At 70.8% G+C, this 15,606-nt stretch carries 14 protein-coding genes; 4 read left to right on the top strand and 10 right to left on the bottom strand.

Annotated features, from left to right (window positions below):
• Together N7E59_RS05035 and nagA are read left to right on the top strand one after the other, a co-directional pair.
• Positions 1–1,299: a PTS transporter subunit EIIC gene (locus tag N7E59_RS05035; protein ID WP_261623824.1), complete on the top strand. Its 1,299-nt coding sequence runs from the start codon at positions 1–3 to the stop codon at positions 1,297–1,299.
• Positions 1,299–2,399 carry an N-acetylglucosamine-6-phosphate deacetylase gene (gene nagA / locus N7E59_RS05030; protein WP_261623823.1) on the top strand — a complete coding sequence of 367 codons (1,101 nt, stop codon included), beginning with the start codon at positions 1,299–1,301 and terminating at the stop codon, positions 2,397–2,399. Before N7E59_RS05035 ends, nagA begins: the two co-directional genes overlap by 1 nt.
• An 80-nt stretch (positions 2,400–2,479) precedes the next feature.
• On the opposite strand, the gene pcaC is transcribed toward nagA, so the two are convergent.
• The 8 genes from pcaC to N7E59_RS04990 form a co-directional block, all read right to left on the bottom strand.
• Positions 2,480–2,935, bottom strand: a complete 456-nt coding sequence (pcaC, locus tag N7E59_RS05025; protein ID WP_261623822.1) for a 4-carboxymuconolactone decarboxylase — start codon at positions 2,933–2,935, stop codon at positions 2,480–2,482.
• Positions 2,928–3,761, bottom strand: a complete 834-nt coding sequence (locus N7E59_RS05020) for an alpha/beta fold hydrolase (protein WP_261623821.1) — start codon at positions 3,759–3,761, stop codon at positions 2,928–2,930. Before N7E59_RS05020 ends, pcaC begins: the two co-directional genes overlap by 8 nt.
• Complete coding sequence (locus N7E59_RS05015; RefSeq protein WP_261623820.1) at positions 3,758–5,161, bottom strand: lyase family protein; 1,404 nt, start codon at positions 5,159–5,161, stop codon at positions 3,758–3,760. The genes N7E59_RS05020 and N7E59_RS05015 overlap by 4 nt, the downstream gene beginning before the upstream one ends.
• Before the next feature lie 4 nt (positions 5,162–5,165).
• Positions 5,166–5,780 carry a protocatechuate 3,4-dioxygenase subunit alpha gene (gene pcaG, locus N7E59_RS05010; protein ID WP_261623819.1) on the bottom strand — a complete coding sequence of 205 codons (615 nt, stop codon included), beginning with the start codon at positions 5,778–5,780 and terminating at the stop codon, positions 5,166–5,168.
• Between the two features lie 4 nt (positions 5,781–5,784).
• A complete protein-coding gene (gene pcaH, locus N7E59_RS05005; protein WP_261623818.1) occupies positions 5,785–6,594 on the bottom strand; it encodes a protocatechuate 3,4-dioxygenase subunit beta in 810 nt (269 codons plus the stop codon).
• Between the two features lie 146 nt (positions 6,595–6,740).
• Positions 6,741–7,481: an IclR family transcriptional regulator gene (locus tag N7E59_RS05000; protein WP_261623817.1), complete on the bottom strand. Its 741-nt coding sequence runs from the start codon at positions 7,479–7,481 to the stop codon at positions 6,741–6,743.
• Between the two features lie 23 nt (positions 7,482–7,504).
• Positions 7,505–8,722: a 4-hydroxybenzoate 3-monooxygenase gene (locus N7E59_RS04995; protein WP_261623816.1), complete on the bottom strand. Its 1,218-nt coding sequence runs from the start codon at positions 8,720–8,722 to the stop codon at positions 7,505–7,507.
• A gap of 59 nt (positions 8,723–8,781) precedes the next feature.
• A complete protein-coding gene (locus N7E59_RS04990) occupies positions 8,782–9,537 on the bottom strand; it encodes an IclR family transcriptional regulator (protein WP_261623815.1) in 756 nt (251 codons plus the stop codon).
• A 179-nt stretch (positions 9,538–9,716) separates the two neighbouring features.
• On the opposite strand from N7E59_RS04990, the gene N7E59_RS04985 reads away from it, so the two are divergent.
• Positions 9,717–11,174 (top strand): aldehyde dehydrogenase family protein, encoded by a 1,458-nt coding sequence (locus tag N7E59_RS04985; RefSeq protein ID WP_261623814.1) that lies wholly within the window; start codon positions 9,717–9,719, stop codon positions 11,172–11,174.
• Between the two features lie 21 nt (positions 11,175–11,195).
• On the opposite strand, the gene pabB is transcribed toward N7E59_RS04985, so the two are convergent.
• Together pabB and N7E59_RS04975 are read right to left on the bottom strand one after the other, a co-directional pair.
• Positions 11,196–13,370 (bottom strand): aminodeoxychorismate synthase component I, encoded by a 2,175-nt coding sequence (pabB, locus tag N7E59_RS04980; protein WP_261623813.1) that lies wholly within the window; start codon positions 13,368–13,370, stop codon positions 11,196–11,198.
• The gene (locus tag N7E59_RS04975) at positions 13,348–14,196 is read right to left on the bottom strand and encodes an aminotransferase class IV (protein ID WP_261623812.1); all 849 of its coding nucleotides are present in this window, start codon (positions 14,194–14,196) and stop codon (positions 13,348–13,350) included. Before N7E59_RS04975 ends, pabB begins: the two co-directional genes overlap by 23 nt.
• 67 nt (positions 14,197–14,263) lie before the next feature.
• On the opposite strand from N7E59_RS04975, the gene N7E59_RS04970 reads away from it, so the two are divergent.
• Positions 14,264–15,592, top strand: a complete 1,329-nt coding sequence (locus N7E59_RS04970) for a D-serine ammonia-lyase (protein WP_261623811.1) — start codon at positions 14,264–14,266, stop codon at positions 15,590–15,592.
• The last annotated feature ends 14 nt before the right edge of the window (positions 15,593–15,606 follow it).

Here is a 15,606-nt window from a genome sequence, read left to right as displayed (position 1 = left end):
ATGTCCGACACGCCCACAGATCCGACTGCGGGGAACCACCCCGACACGGCGCAGGATGAGGCGACCCCGCGACGTCGGCGCAACCCGTTCGCGAGGATCAACCTCGCTCCGGTGCAGAAGTTCGGCCGCAGCCTCATGCTGCCCATCGCCGTGCTGCCGGCGGCCGCGCTTCTGCTGCGACTCGGCCAGCCGGACCTGCTCGGTGAGGACGGCCTGGGATGGGACGAGGTCGCACCGGTGATCGGTGCGGCCGGTTCCGCGCTGTTCGACCACCTGCCGCTCCTCTTCGCCATCGGCATCGCCATCGGAATGGCCAAGAAGGCCGACGGCTCCACCGCGCTGGCGGCCCTGGTCGGCTACCTGGTCTACGAATCCGTCACCGAGGTCATGTCACCGATGGTGCTCGGAGCCGCACCAGAAGGCGAAGAGCAGGAGCTCATCAACTACGGGGTCCTCGGCGGCATCATCATGGGTCTGCTCTCCGCCTGGCTCTGGCAGCGGTACCACCGCATCAAGCTCCCCCCGTACTTGGCGTTCTTCGGCGGTCGGCGCTTCGTCCCGCTGCTGACGGCGCTGGCAGGCATCGTCGTCGGCGTCGTGGCCGCCTTCCCCTACCCGGCCTTCGATTCGGGACTGACCTCGCTCAGCGAGACGCTGGCGGCCAACACCGTCATCGGCGGGTTCGTCTACGGCATGATGAACCGACTGCTGATCCCCCTCGGCCTGCACCACATCCTCAACAACTTCCCCTGGTTCATGTACGGCAGCTACGAGGGCGATGACGGCTCCGTGGCCCACGGCGAGATCGCTCGCTTCTTCGCCGGCGACCCGACCGCCGGGGCCTTCATGACCGGCTTCTTCCCGATCCTGATGTTCGGACTCCCGGCGGCCGCCTTCGCCATCTGGCGCTGCGCGAAGCCGAAGAACCGCAAGCTCGTCGGCGGCATCATGCTCTCGGCGGCGCTGACGGCCTTCCTCACCGGAGTGACCGAGCCGCTGGAGTTCGCGTTCATGTTCGTCGCCTGGCCGCTGTACATCATCCACGCCGTGCTCACCGGAACGTCTATGGCTCTGGTGAACTTCCTCGAGCTGAAGCTCGGATTCGGGTTCTCCGCCGGTCTGTTCGACATGCTGCTGAACTGGGGGATCGCCACCGGGCCGATCTGGATCGTCCTGATCGGGCTGATGTACGCGGTGATCTACTACGTCGTGTTCACTCTGGCGATCCGGCTCTGGAACCTGAAGACTCCGGGCCGTGAGGAAGAGGAGGACGCGCAGGCCCAGCCGGAGACCACCTGATGGCGCGGGTGCTGTCCGCGGACTCGATGCTGCATCCGAGCGGGGACCTCCGTCCCGGCTGGGTGCGGATCGAGGACGGCCACCTCACCGAGGTGGGCGAAGGGTCTCCGCCCGCCGGGGCCGAGCATGTCGACGGGATCCTCGCCCCGGGCTTCGTGGACGTGCACTGCCACGGGGGCGGCGGCGCGGCATTCGACGACGGCGCAGAGGCGGCGGAGACCGCCCGGCAGACGCACAGGTCCCACGGCACGACGAGCATGCTGGCCAGCCTGGTCTCGGACGATCCGGCGCGCCTGCTCCGCACGGTGCAGGATCTGGCACCGCTCGTCCGCGACGGACGCCTGGCCGGGGTGCATCTGGAGGGGCCCTGGCTGAGCCGGGAGCGTGCCGGCGCCCATGATCCCGACCTGCTGAGCGCGCCCGACGCGACGGTCCTCGAGGAGCTCCTGGGGACCGGCGTCGTCCGCATGGTGACCCTGGCTCCCGAGCTGCCCGGGGGCACGGACGCCGTCCGGCGGATCGCCGCGGCCGGTGCGATCGCCGCCGTCGGACATTCCGACGCGACCTACCGGCAGACCCGCGAGGCGCTCGCCGCCGGCGCGCGGGCCGGCACCCACCTGTTCAACGCCATGCGGGGGCTGCACCACCGCGAGCCCGGGCCCGCGGCGGCGCTGCTGGAGGACGGCGAGGCGTTCGTCGAGCTCATCGCCGACGGCGTCCACGTCCATCCGGCGATGCTCGGATGGGTGCACCGCAGTGCGCCGGGACGGTGCCTGCTGATCACCGATGCGATGTCGGCGACGGGCGGGCCCGACGGGCACTATCGCTTGGGGCGGCTGCACGTCCGGGTGGACGACGGGGTGGCCCGGATCGCTGACACTGGAACCATCGCCGGGTCCACGCTCACCATGGATCGGGCGGTGCGCTTCGCCGTCGACGAGGCCGGGTTCGGCGCCGAGGACGCCCTTCGGGCCGCCTCGGAGGTGCCGGCGCGGCTGCTGGGACGCGACGACATCGGGGTGCTGCGCCGCGGCGCCCGAGCCGACCTGGTCCTCCTCGAGGAGGATCTCACCGTCCGCGAGGTCCTCCCCGCGTCGTGACGCACCACCGCCGACGTTGACTCTGGAGTTCGTGTCGCTCTCAGCTCTGAATGGCGCCCAGAGCGACACGAACTCCAGAGTCAACGGGTGGTGGAGGGGGGCTGTTCGTCGAGGTTCGGATCGGGACCTGCGTCGAGATCGTCGGCGAAGCCCTCGCCCAGCTCCTCGGTGAGGACCCGCTGCCCGATGCCGAAGGCGACGTTCGCCGCGGGCACCGAGCAGTAGATCGCTGACTGCAGGAAGACCTCCCTGATCTCCTCCGCCGTCATGCCGTTCCGCAGAGCGGCACGCACATGCATCTCCAGCTCCTCCCAGTACCCTCCGGCGATCATCGCGGTCAGGGTGATCGCCGAACGGGTGGTCCGGTCCAGGCCGGGCCGAGTCCAGATCGTGCCCCAGGCGTACCGGGTGATGAGCTCCTGGAAGTCTGCGGTGAATCCCGACTTCTTCGCCTCGGCCCGGTCCACATGCTCATCGGAGAGCACCTCGCGGCGTACGCGCATGCCTTCTCGGAACGTCCGGTCGTGCTCAGTCATCGAGGTTCTCCTCCAGAAGTCGTGCGACGGCGGCCGGGGCCTCCGCCGGGGCGAGATGGGCGACGCCGGCCAGGGTCTCGGATCGGCCGTCCGGCACACCGGCGGCGATGAGCTCCGCGTCCGCCGGAGGGCAGACGACGTCCTCCTCGCCGGCGACCGCCAGCACCGGACGGGTCGCCTCCCCCAATCGATCACGGAGGTCGACCTCGGCCAGCGCCCGGCAGACATGGGCGTAGGAGTGCCGGTCGGCGTACTGCAGACTGCTCAGCAGGTTCGTCGCGATCTCGGCGTGGGAGGACATGAAACATGGCCCGAACCACCGCTCGGCCGAACCGGCGACCATCGTCGGCGTCCCCGCCGTCTCCACCAGGTCGGCGCGTTCGTGCCAGGCGTCGGCTGTGCCGATCGATGCGGCGGAGCAGAGCACGGCGACGCGCCGGAACCGGGTGTTCGGGCGCAGCGCCAGGAGCAGGGAGACGACTCCGGCCACCGAGACCCCGGCGACGTCGACGACCGTCTCCCTCGCCCATCCGTGCGTCCCCGCCAGCTCGTCGACCATCGTCTCGACCGCGTCGGCCAGCTCCTCCAGGGAGAAGGGTCCGTCCGACGCCGGCTGGATCCCGTGACCGGGCAGATCCCATCCGATGACCGGCGTCTCCGAGGTCATGAGCTCCAGCGTCGGCTGCCACAGGGCCGTGACGCTGGTCCCCAAAGACGGGCCGACGACGAGGATCCGTTCCGGCGGATCGTTCAGCTGGGCTTCGTCTCCGTGCAGCAGCTGCGGGGTCAGACGCAGCGCGGCCGTCGGCTGGTGATCGTCTGTCATGTCCATGCGCTCCGTATCTGCTGATAGTCGGCGACGGCGGAATCGACGAACTCGTCCGCCCGCCCCAGGTACTGCGCCGGGTCGAACAGGTCGTCGAGGGCGTCCAACGCCGCCTCGCGGTCAGGGTTCGGATCGGCGCTGCGCAGCTGGGCCTCGATGAGGCCCCGCAGCGACGCGCCGTCGGCGAGCGAGGTGCGCACCGCCTCCTGCACAGCCTGCGCACCTCCCGGGAGCACCGAGGACAGGTGCTGCATGAGTCGTTCGCTCAGCAGGGCCTCACCGGCGTCGTCGACCGTCTCGCGCATGCGGTCGGGGAAGACCCGGAGTCCGGTGATCAGCTCGTCGGCCCGGACGGCGGACCCGCCGGCCAGACGCAGCAGCTCGGAGACGGCCGGCCACTCGGCATGCCAGGCCCCGTCCGGCCGCTCGTCCTGAGCCGCGGCCGCGGCGCCGAAGAGCGTGGCCAGATGCCCGGGGGCGGCGTCGGCGGCCGACCGGAGCAGCACCGACAGCACGGGATTCTGCTTCTGCGGCATGGCGGAGGAGCCTCCGCGGGAGGCGTCCGCGGGCTCGGCGAGCTCTGCGATCTCTGGTCGCTGCAGGATGAGGACGTCCCCGGCGATCTTCCCCAGAGCGGCGACCACACCGGTCAGCGCCGATCCCACGTCGAGCATCGGCCGCCGCTGGGTGTGCCACGGCCGGGCCGAGGGCATCTTCAGTCTGTCGGCGAGCTGATCCGTCAGCTCGGAGGCACCGCCGGAGCCGTACCGGTCGGTCAGGGCGGCCTGGGTCCCGACGGCGCCGCCCCACTGCAGGGGCAGCGACTCCACGGCGCGATGGAGCGCACTCACCGCCTCCCGCACACCGTCGAGCCACCCGGCGGCCCGCAGCCCGAACGTGGTCGGCAGGGCGTGGCGGGTCAGGGAGCGGGCCACGCACACCGTTCCCCGGTGGGTCTGGGCATGGGCGGCCAGGGCGTCGCAGATGCGGATCGCCCGGGCGATGATCCCTGCGGCGACGGTGCGCACGATCAGGTTCATCGCCGTGTCGAGCACGTCCTGGCTGGTGGCCCCGCGGTGCAGGGCTGCGTCCGACCCGCCCCGATCGGCCAACGCCCGTCGGATCTCGCCCAGCAGGGGGATGACGGGGTTCCCGCCGGCGACGCCCCCGGCGGCCAGCACCCGGGGATCGATCGGTGCGGCGTGCGGAACGGCCTGATCCTCACAGAGCCGCCGGACGGCCCGGGCGCTGGCCTCCGGTGCCAGGTCTGCGGCGGCGAGCGTCTCCGCCCAGGCGGCCTCGACGTGCAGGAGGGCGTAGACGACCGCCTCGTCGGAGGTCGCCGCGGCGGCTTCGGTGTCCGCCCAGACGGGGGCGAGGAGTCCGTACTGTCCGGTCATGCCCTCATCCTGTCACCGGACCGGTGACCTGTGGGGTGTTCGGGTACTGCAGGAACACGGTCTCCTCGGCACCCTGGAGGTGTACGTCGAACCGCAGGTCGCCGTCCTCCTCACGGGCGGCGATCAGCGTGCGGCGGCGCTCCTCGGGCAGAGAGCTGAGCAGCGGATCGGCGGCCAGCGCGCCGGTGTCCTCGGGCAGGTAGATGCGGGTGAACAGGCGGTCGAGCAGTCCGCGTGCGAAGACGGTGAGCAGGATGAACGGTGCCCGTCCCTCCTCCGTCGGGCCGGGGTCCACCGTGGTGAAGCGGAAGCGCCCGACATTGTCGACGGGGGTTCGGCCCCAGCCGGTGAAGGTGTAGCCGTCTCGGATCAGAGAGCCGTGCTCCGCCGAGATCCGGCCCTGTCCGTCGGCCTGCCAGATCTCCAGCAGCGCATCGGGCACGGGGACGCCGTCGCCGTCGTAGACGGTGCCGTGCAGCCGGATCGCGTCCGGATGGGAGCGGTCGACGAGCTTCTCTCCGTCGGGGAAGGGCAGAGCGTAGCCGTAGAACGGCCCCACCGTCTGGGCGGGGGTCGGGGTCAGGTCGGCCGACGTCTGGGGGGATGCGGGGGTGCTCATCGGATCAGTGCTCCTCGTCGGACGCGGCGTCGGACTCGAACCAGGTGCGGCTGCTGCCGGATAGGACGATGTCCCACCGGTAGCCGGTGTTCCATTCGTGGTTCGCCACGGAGTGGTCGTAGGCGGCGACCAGACGATCCCGCGCGCTCTGGTCGGTGATGGACTGGTAGATCGGGTCCAGGTCGAACAGCGGGTCCCCGGGGAAGTACATCTGGGTGATCAGGCGCTGGGTGAAGTCCGTGCCGAACAGCGAGAAGTGGATGTGTGCCGGACGCCAGGCGTTGTAGTGGTTCTTCCACGGGTACGGCGCCGGCTTGATCGTGGTGAACGTGTACTCACCGTCGGGGCCGGTGATGGTCCGACCCACACCGGTGAAGTTCGGGTCGATGGGTGCCGGATGCTGGTCCCGCTTGTGGACGTAGCGACCTGCGGCGTTGGCCTGCCAGACCTCGACCAGCTGGTGACGGATCGGGCGGCCGTCGCCGTCGACGATGCGGCCGGTGACCACGATGCGCTCGCCGATGGGCTCACCGCCGTGCTGGATGGTCAGATCGGACTCGAGGGTGCGGACGTCGCGCTCGCCGAAGGCGGGGGAGTGCAGCTCGATCTCCTCCGGGTCGGTATGGTGCAGCGACTTCGTGGGGCTGCGCAGCAGGGAGGAGCGATACGGCGGGAAGTTCATCCGCGCACTGGTCTCCTCGGGGCCTCCGTCGTCCCTGCTGCGGCGGTAGACGTCATGGATCTCGCGCATCTCTGCGCTGATCTCGTCCTGGGAGGCCTTGGCGGCATCCGGGTCGGTGTCGGTCTCAGCCATGGCGCTGACCTCCTCGGGTGTATCGGGTGTATCGGGCGCATCGGGTGTGCCGGTCTCCCCAGTGTGCTGGTCAGGATGTGGGCCGAGCCACAACAGCACCGTTGAACGGTGCCGAGAGGTTCGATGTCGTCGCGGTTCGGAGATCCTCAGCCGTTCGCACGGACCGCTCGGGCGATGCCGTGCCCGGCCGTCTGCAGCGCCATGAGGAACTGCGGGATCTCGGGGGAGTCCCGCGGCACGACGACGGTGAGCGCGGCCTCGGCGCAGCCGCTGCGGTCCAGCACGGGGACCGAGAGTCCGGCGGTGGGGGCGTCGATCTCCCCGCTCAGGCGGGCGAAGCCCCTGGCTCGGACCTCGTCGAGCTCTTCGGCCAGCCGGGGCCGCTCGGCACGGATCAGGTCTCGGTGCGCGGCGAGCCACTCCTCTCGACGTTCCGGGGCGGAGAAGGCCAGGAGCGCGTGTCCCATCGAGGTCCGGTGCGCCGGCATGGTGCCGGCCACCTCGGCCGGATTCACCGCCGCCCCCTGCTGGGAGAGACGTTCGACGATGAGGACGCCTGACCCGTCGAGGACGGCGAGCTGGGTGGTGTGGCGGACCACCGCGTTGACGTCCTGCATGAACGGCAGCGCCGCTTGGCGCAGGGTGCGGGAGAGCCGGGAGCGCTGGGCGATCTCCCACATCAGGCGTCCCGGTTCGATGAGCCCGGTCTCGGTGCGGGTGAGCAGCCCCTGCTCCGTCATCTCCGCGATGAGCCGGTAGCCGGTGGTGCGCGGGAGCCCGGCGCGGTCGGCGAGCTCCGAGGGGGAGAAGGCGGCGTGGTCGCGGAACCCCTCCAGCAGCCGCACCGCACGGCTGAGGACCGAGTCGCCGCTGGGGGAGTTCGCCATACGGCCAGCCTACGGAGTCGACCTCAGTCGGCCCATCCGGTGTAGGAGTCGGCGAAGTAGCCGCGTCCGTACGCGGAGCGGGTGATGGCCTGGAACTCGCCGCGGCGCCTCAGGTGAGCGAAGGAGTCCTCGTCCGGGCGGCGGTGCAGCAGGTTGGTGGCCCAGTAGGAGAAGTTCTGCGCCTTCCACACCCGGTCCAGGGCCGTGGCGGAGTAGCGCCGCAGCGGGTCGAACAGTCCGTCGTCGTCGGGCCGGGCCGCCGGGTCACCGAGGAGCTCCTCGAGCCGCGGGACGAGCGCCCGCACGTCGGAGAACGCGAGGTTCAGCCCCTTGGCGCCGGTGGGCGGGACGGTGTGCCCGGCGTCTCCGGCGAGCACCAGCCGACCGTAGGTCAGCGGGTCGCAGACATAGGACCGGAAGGGCAGCACGGTGCGTTCGGTGATGCGGCCGCGCCGCAGCTCCACCACCTCCTCGCCGCCGAGGACCCGCTGGATGTGGTCGAAGATCTCGTCATCGGACCAGGATTCGGGGTCGGTGTCCGGATCGCACTGGAAGTACATGCGCTGGACGGTGTCGCTGCGCTGGGAGATCAGGGCGAAGCCGACCTCCGAGTTCGCATAGATCAGCTCCGGCGCGGTGGGCGGAGCCTCGCAGAGGATGCCGAACCAGGCGAACGGGTAGGAGGTGAAGTGATCGGTGCGCACGCCCTCGGGGATCAGCTTCCGGCACATCGACCGGGACCCGTCGGCCCCGACGATCACCCGGGCCTCGATGGTGCGGGAGACGCCGTCGGCGTCGGTGAAGCCGATCTGCGGACGGTCCGAATCCAGTCCCTCGACGGCGGTGTTCTCCACCGACCAGTGGATGATCCCCTCCTCCCGCTGCCAGGCGGCGGCGAGATCCCGGAACACCTCGTTCTGCGGGTAGAGCCACACCGAACGGCCCACCAGCTCCTGGAAGTCGATCCGTCGCTGATCGCCCTCGAAGCTGAGCACCGTGCCGGTGTGCTCGTGTCCCTCGGTCAGCACCCGGGAGCCGATATCGGCGTCGAGGAGCATCTGCACCGTCGGGGCCTCCAGGATGCCCGCCCGCTGGGTGTGGGCGATGGTCTCTTCGCTGCGGGCTTCGACGACGGCGGCGGAGATGCCGCGGCGCCTGAGAAGCAGGGCGGTCATCAGTCCGGCCGGGCCCCCGCCGACGATGCCGACGTCGACCTGTGTGCCGTGCGGTGTGGTGTCCACTTCTCCTCCTGGTCCGTCTGTGCGCGGTTTGTGGGGTGCCGGGACGGCGTCGGGACCGTTCACCGTTGCCATCCGTCGGCGAGTCGGCGGTGGATCCCTCGGGCGGCGATCTGCAGGATCTGCACCCAGGGACCCGGCCGCTGGGCGACGTCCTCCTGATCGGTCACGAGTCCCAGTCCGGCGATCACACGGCTGTTTCGGTCCCGCAGGGGGACCGCGATGCCGGTGATGCCCGGTTCGATCGCGCCGGTCTGGGCGCAGTGGCCGCGTCGTCGCACGTCGGCGAGCCGCTCCTCCGAGCAGGCGGCCCGGGCGGTGGCGTCGGTCGGGTCGAGATCGCCGCGGTAGGCCTCCCGGGCCTCCGGTGCGGCGGCGGCGAGCAGGACGACGCCGGTGGCCGAGAGGTGCAGCGGGAGACGCTCGGCCACGGCGCCGTGGATGGCGGGGGCGTCCCGGCCGGAGATGCGGTCGAGGAAGAGGACCTCGGAGTCGTCGGTGATGCCCAGCTGGACGTGCTGGCCGACTACGGACTGCACATCGGCCATATAGGGCCGGGCGAGCACGGCGAGCTTGGTCCGTCGGGAGGAGCGGTTGGTGATCTCCCACAGGTGGGTGCCGATCGCGTAGCCCGACTCCTGGGCGTCGAGCCACCCGCGTTCCGCCATATCTCGGCAGAGTCGGTGAGCCGTTGCGGTGGGCAGGTCCGCCCGGCGAGCGATCTCCGCGCTGGTCATGGTGTCCTCTGTGCCGGTGAAGGTCGAGAGGATCCGGTCCAGCCGGGTGATCAGGGAGTCTCCGGATCCCGAGTTCGCCATCGTGCCTCCGTCCGCGGCGGTTGGCTGAGATCACCCAGACAGTACAGTGAGTGTGAGTCGCACCACAAAGGACTGCATCTGGTGAGGGGATCCCTTCCATTCAATGAGAGGGGACTTGTGATGGTCGACTCAGAGGACTGTGATCTGTGCGACAGGCCGTGACGACGACGGAGGACACTATGACACTGCTGGACCCGAGCACCTGGGACGGGAAGCTGTTCATCGACGGATGGACCGCCGGAACCGGCGAGCCGATCACCGTCACCGCGCCGGCGACGGCCGAGGAGCTCGGCACCGTCGCCTCGGCCTCCCGGGACGATGTGCTGCGGGCGGCGACCGCGGCCCGTCGGGCACAGAAGGAGTGGGCGGCGAAGAAGCCCACCGAGCGCGCCGCCGTCTTACGCCGCGCCGGACACCTCTTCGAAGAGCACGCCGAGGAGATCGGCTCCTGGATCATCCGCGAGGCCGGATCCATCCCGCCGAAGGCCGGCCTCGAGACCCACATCGCCGCCGAGGAGTGCTTCGAAGCCTCGGCCCTGCCGACGATGCCCCAGGGTGAGGTCCTCTCCACCGACCAGCCCCACTGGTCCTACGCGCGACGCCGACCGGTCGGCGTGGTCTCCGTGATCGCCCCGTTCAACTTCCCCCTGATCCTCTCCATCCGAGCCGTCGCCCCGGCCCTGGCGCTGGGCAATACCGTCCTGCTCAAGCCGGATCCGCGCACAGCGGTCTCCGGGGGTGTGGTGCTGGCCCGGGTCTTCGAGGAGGCCGGGCTGCCGCCGGGGCTGCTGCAGCTGCTCCCCGGCGGCCGGGAGACCGGCGAGGCCGTCGTCGAGGCCCCGGAGGTCACCACCGTCGCATTCACCGGGTCGACGAACGCCGGTCGCAGCGTGGGCGAGACCTGCGCCCGCCTGCTCAAGCGCGCTCACCTCGAGCTCGGCGGGAACAACGCGATGATCGTGCTGCCCGGAGCCGACCTGGACCGGGCCGTCTCGGCCGCGGCCTTCGGCTCCTTCCTCCACCAGGGGCAGGTGTGCATGACCACCGGACGCCACCTGGTGCACCGCGACATCTACGACGACTACGTCGAACGCCTCGCCGCCAAGGCCGACGGCCTGCCGGTGGGCGACCCGGCCGCCGATCAGGTCGCACTGGGGCCGATCATCGACGAGCACCAGCTGAAGCGGATCGACTCCATCGTCCAGGACACCCTCACCGCAGGTGCCTCAGCCGCCGCCGGAGCCTCCCACGACGGCCTGTTCTACCGGCCCACCGTGCTCACCGGTCTCAGCGAGGACTCCCCGGCCTGGACCCAGGAGATCTTCGGGCCCGTGGCCCCGGTGATGTCCTTCGACACCGTCGACGAGGCGGTGGAGCTGGTCAACCGCAGCGAGTACGGCCTGTCTCTGGGGATCCTGGGGGAGGTGGGCGAGGCCATGGCCATCGCCGACCGCGTCGAGGCGGGCAAGGTCCACATCAACGAGCAGACCGTCTCGGACGAGCCCCAGGCGCCCTTCGGCGGCTTCAAGGACTCCGGCAACGGCACACGGGTGGGCGGTCACGCGGCGAACATCGAGTCGTTCACCGAGACCCAGTGGCTCACGGTGCGCCCGGACATCGCCGAATACCCGTTCTGACCGAGGTGCCGGCGGCAGGGATCACCCGCGGGGGAGGCCGGCCCGCAGCTTGGTGACCATCTCTTCGAACTCGGCGGCCGGCTCCGACTCCAGCACGACCGCACCTCCGGCCCCGACCCGGATCTCCCCGCCGTGGACCACGGCGGTGCGGATCACGATGTTGAGGTCGCAGGCCCCGTCTGCGCTGAAGTAGCCGATCGCCCCCGAGTAGGGGCCGCGGGCTCGGCCCTCGAGCTCGTCGATGATCCGCATGGTGCGCAGCTTCGGCGCTCCGGTCATCGACCCTCCGGGGAAGCAGGCACGCACTGCGTCGACGGCGTCGACATCGGGGCGCAGTCGGCCGCGGATCGTGGACACCAGCTGGTGGACGGTGGCGTAGGACTCCACGGCCATGAACTCCGGGACCTCGACCGAGCCGACCTCGCAGACCCTGCCCAGGTCATTGCGCAGGAGATCGACGATCATGAGGTTCTCCGCCCACGTCTTCGTCGAGGTGCGCAGCTCCGCGGCGGCGTCGTCGTCCACCCGCGGGTCCGCCGAACGGGGAGCGGTGCCCTTGATCGGCTTCGACTCGACCGTGCCCTCGGCGTCGACCTTCAGGAACCGCTCCGGGGAGGAGCACAGCAGCTGGGTCTCCCCGAGACGCAGGAACGCGGCGTAGGGTGCGGGGTTCTGCCGCCGCTGTGCCAGGTAGGCGGCGAACGGGTCGCCGGAGAAGGGGTGGACGAACTCGTCGGTCAGGCAGATCTCGTAGCTCTCCCCGGCGTGGAGCTGCAGCAGGCAGGCCTCGACGTCGTCGATGTAGCCCTCGCGGGGCCGGCGCAGGTGCTCGGTCGGCTCCACCGACGACGGCAGTGCGGGCATCGGGCGGGTCTGCGGCGCCGCCGCGGGATCGCGCAGCAGTCGGCCCACGCGCACTGCGGTCTCGGCCGCCCACTGTTGGGCCTCTTCGAGGTCCTCCTCCTGGGAGGGTGAGGTGCTCACCGTCCACAGCGTCCCGGTGTCATGGTCGATCACCAGGTAGCGGGTCGCGGCGACGAACACCGCATCATGGGTCTGCGACCTGTGGGTCGTGGGGGATCCGCACTCCTCCCGCAGCTCGTAGCCCAGATGTCCGACGTACCCGCCGACCATCTCGAAGGGCAGCGCCGCCTGTCCTGCCGCACCGCCGGGCAGGCGACGTGCTCGCAGGCGGGCGGGCAGGACGTCGAAGATCGAACCGGCCTCCCAGGTCGTCGTCCCACGGAGCGGGTCGAGGACCTCCACCGCCGCAGGCGACTCCGCGGTGGGCCGTCGTCTGCCGGGGATCCGGTAGCGCAGCACCTCGCCGTGCCGGCCGCCGGGCACGCCCAGGTAGGAGAACCGGGAGTAGCCCTCGACCACGCTGCTGGAGTCCAGCCAGAACGCCCACGGGTCCTGGCCGCAGACGGCCTCGAAGAGCACGGCCGGGTCCGGCAGCGAGCCCGGGTCCCCGGAGCCGGGGACCTGTGAGGTCACCAGGGCCCACGGAGCCTCGGCGGGCTCGACGGAGTCCGGTGCGGAGTCCGGTGCAGAGTCCGTTGCGGAGCCCCGCCCCAGGCTCGACGACGTCGGAGCCTGCAGGGCCCCGGGGCCGCTTGCGGAGTCCACCAGATCACGGAAGTTCTCCAACAGCTGGGTCCCGCAGCCCGAGGCCACCGACTCCGGGTGGAACTGCACACCCCACCAGGGACGGTGCACGTCGTGGAAGGCCATGACGACCCCGTCCTCGGAGACGGCGTCGACCACCAGCCGTTCGGGAAGCGGCCGGCGCAGGCAGTGCGAGTGGTAGCGGACCACCGGAAAGTCCTGGGGCAGCCCGGCGAACAGACCGAGCCCGGTGTGGGAGACCGGGCTGATCCGCCCGTGCCGCGGAGTCGGCGCCGGTCCGACGTCGGCGCCGGCCAGCAGTCCCAGCTCCTGGTGACCCAGGCAGACCCCGAGCACCGGGATCGACGAGTCCTCGAGCAGCTCGAGCACCCGGCCCACATCCGCGCCGTGCTGCGGCATCCCCGGGCCCGGAGAGATCATCAGCGCGTCGAAGCCGGCCAGGAACTCGTCGTCCAGACGGGGGTCGTCGTTGGTCACCACCACCGGAGGGACGCCGTAGACCCGGGCGACGAGCTGGTACAGGTTGAACGTGTAGGAGTCGTAGTTATCGACCAGACAGGTCCGCACGGGACTCCCTCCACGCTTCGTGCCACCGGTGGACGGCGGTGCCTGCGGGGGCGACCTTCGGCGCACCGGCACCGTGCCAGGTGGTGACCGGACGGATCCCGCGGGCGGCGTTCAGCGCCCAGATCTCCAGGCCGTCCAGCTCCGCGGCGACCGCCGACTCCTGATGCACGGCCACCCCTGCTGCTTCTACGAGGGCGACGAGCTGCTCCTGGGTGACCGAGGGCAGCCGCGGCAGGCCCCGGGCGGGCAGGCACAGGGTCTCTCCGCGCCACCAGACCAGTGCCGAATGGTCGGTCTCGAGGATGTGACCCTCGGGGTCGACCAGGACGAAGTCGGTGGCACCGTGGTGTTCGGCCAGCTGTCGCTGGCGCGAGTACAGGGGCTGGTCGGGGCCCTTGTGCCGCGGCAGCTGCGGGGTTCCGAGCTCTGCGGCGAGTGCGTCGTCGCCGGACCACAGGACGACGTCGCCGCCGGCCTCGGGTGCCGGGCGCAGGCGCAGCACCAGATGGGGCGGACCGGCGGTGGTCGTCGGATCGGGTCGGTGCGCCTCGATGCGCGGCCACCATGCGCCGTGGGCCGGCACCGAGGTGGCGACCTCGTCCAAGAAGGCGCACACCTGTGCGGCGTCCGCGTCGGGGAACAGGGCCCGGACGCCCTCGGAGAAGCGTCCACGATGAGCCGTCCAGGCCACGGCGGCGCCGTCGTCGACGATCCACGAGTCGAAGACCGCGGGGGTGCCGACGGACCAGTCGTCCTCGGAGGACGACACGGCCGGGGTCAAGCCGTCGTCAGCGGTCCACAGGTGGACGCGGGGCTGGTCGGTCACGGGGCGGTCCTCATCGGTGCGGGGGCGAGACCCAGAGTACCGGTCGCCTGTGGTGCGGACCTGTGGCATGGTCAGTGCCATGGGTGCGGCGAGACATGGACAGACCGAAACGACCGTGACGGCGCGGCTGCGGGCCGCCGAGCCGACGGTATGGCTGCCCGGTCCCGGAGCACCGGCTGACCTGCAGAGAACTCTGATCGATGAGGCGGAGGATCGTTTCCGCCGGTTCGCCCCGCTGCTGGAACACCTCTTCCCGGAGACCGGCCCGACCGGCGGGGCTCTGGAGTCGCCGCTCCAGAAGCTGCCGGCCCTCCACCGAGCGCTGCTCGCCGACGGACCCGGCGGTGATCCTGTCCCGCCGAACCTGTGGGCGAAGCGCGACGACCTGCTGCCGATCTCGGGGTCGGTGAAGTCCCGCGGCGGCATCCATGAGGTCCTCGCCGCCGCCGAGCGGATAGTCCGGCAGGCCGATCTGATGGGCGACGATCTGGTCGGGACCTTCGGTGAGGCGTCGGTCCGTGAACTGCTGGGGGAGCACCGCCTCGTGGTGGGATCCACCGGGAACCTCGGTCTGTCGATCGGTTTGACCGGGCGGGCGTTGGGGCTGGCGGTCACCGTGCACATGTCCACCGACGCCAAGGCGTGGAAGAAGCGGATGCTGCGTGAGGTGGGCGCGGAGGTGGTCGAGCACGACGGTGACTTCAGCGCCGCCGTGGCGCAGGGCCGCAGTCAGGCTGAGACCGATCCGCAGGCGCACTTCGTGGACGACGAGTGTTCCCTGGATCTCTTCGCCGGGTATGCGGTGGCTGGTCGTCGGCTGGCCGGTCAGCTGCGGGCGCTGTCGGTGCCGGTGGATGAGCGGCATCCGCTGTTTGTGTACCTGCCGTGCGGGGTCGGCGGGGCGCCGGGAGGGGTGACCTTCGGTCTGAAGGAGGAGTTCGGGGAGGCGGTGCGGTGCTTCTTCGTGGAGCCGACGCATGCTCCGTCGGTGATGCTCGGTCGGCTGACCGGGCGGAATGAGGGCATCGCGGTGGATGAGATCGGTCTGGACGGGCTGACGGCGGCCGACGGCCTGGCGGTAGGGCGGCCCTCGGAGTTGGTGGGACGTCATATGGGCGGGCTGATCGACGGTTTCGTCACCGTCAGCGACGACTCCCTGCTGGAGACCGTGCGCCGACTCCACGATGCCGAGGATGTGATCGTGGAGCCTTCGGCGGCTGCGGGATTGGTTGCCGCCGGGATGGTGGGTCAGGCCCTCGACGACGACGGCTCGTCCCGGCCCGGACTCACCAGTGAGGCCTACAGCCGTGCGACCCACATCGCCTGGCTGACCGGCGGCTCCATGATGCCCGAGGCCGAGCGGCAGGCCCTCCTCACACCCCCGCCCCCACGATGACTCTGCAGTTCGTG

It is taken from the genome of Nesterenkonia marinintestina (assembly GCF_025420485.1).
In the GTDB taxonomy this organism is placed as follows: Bacteria; Actinomycetota; Actinomycetes; order Actinomycetales; family Micrococcaceae; genus Nesterenkonia; species Nesterenkonia marinintestina.
This window is presented reverse-complemented; position numbering and strand designations above follow the sequence as displayed.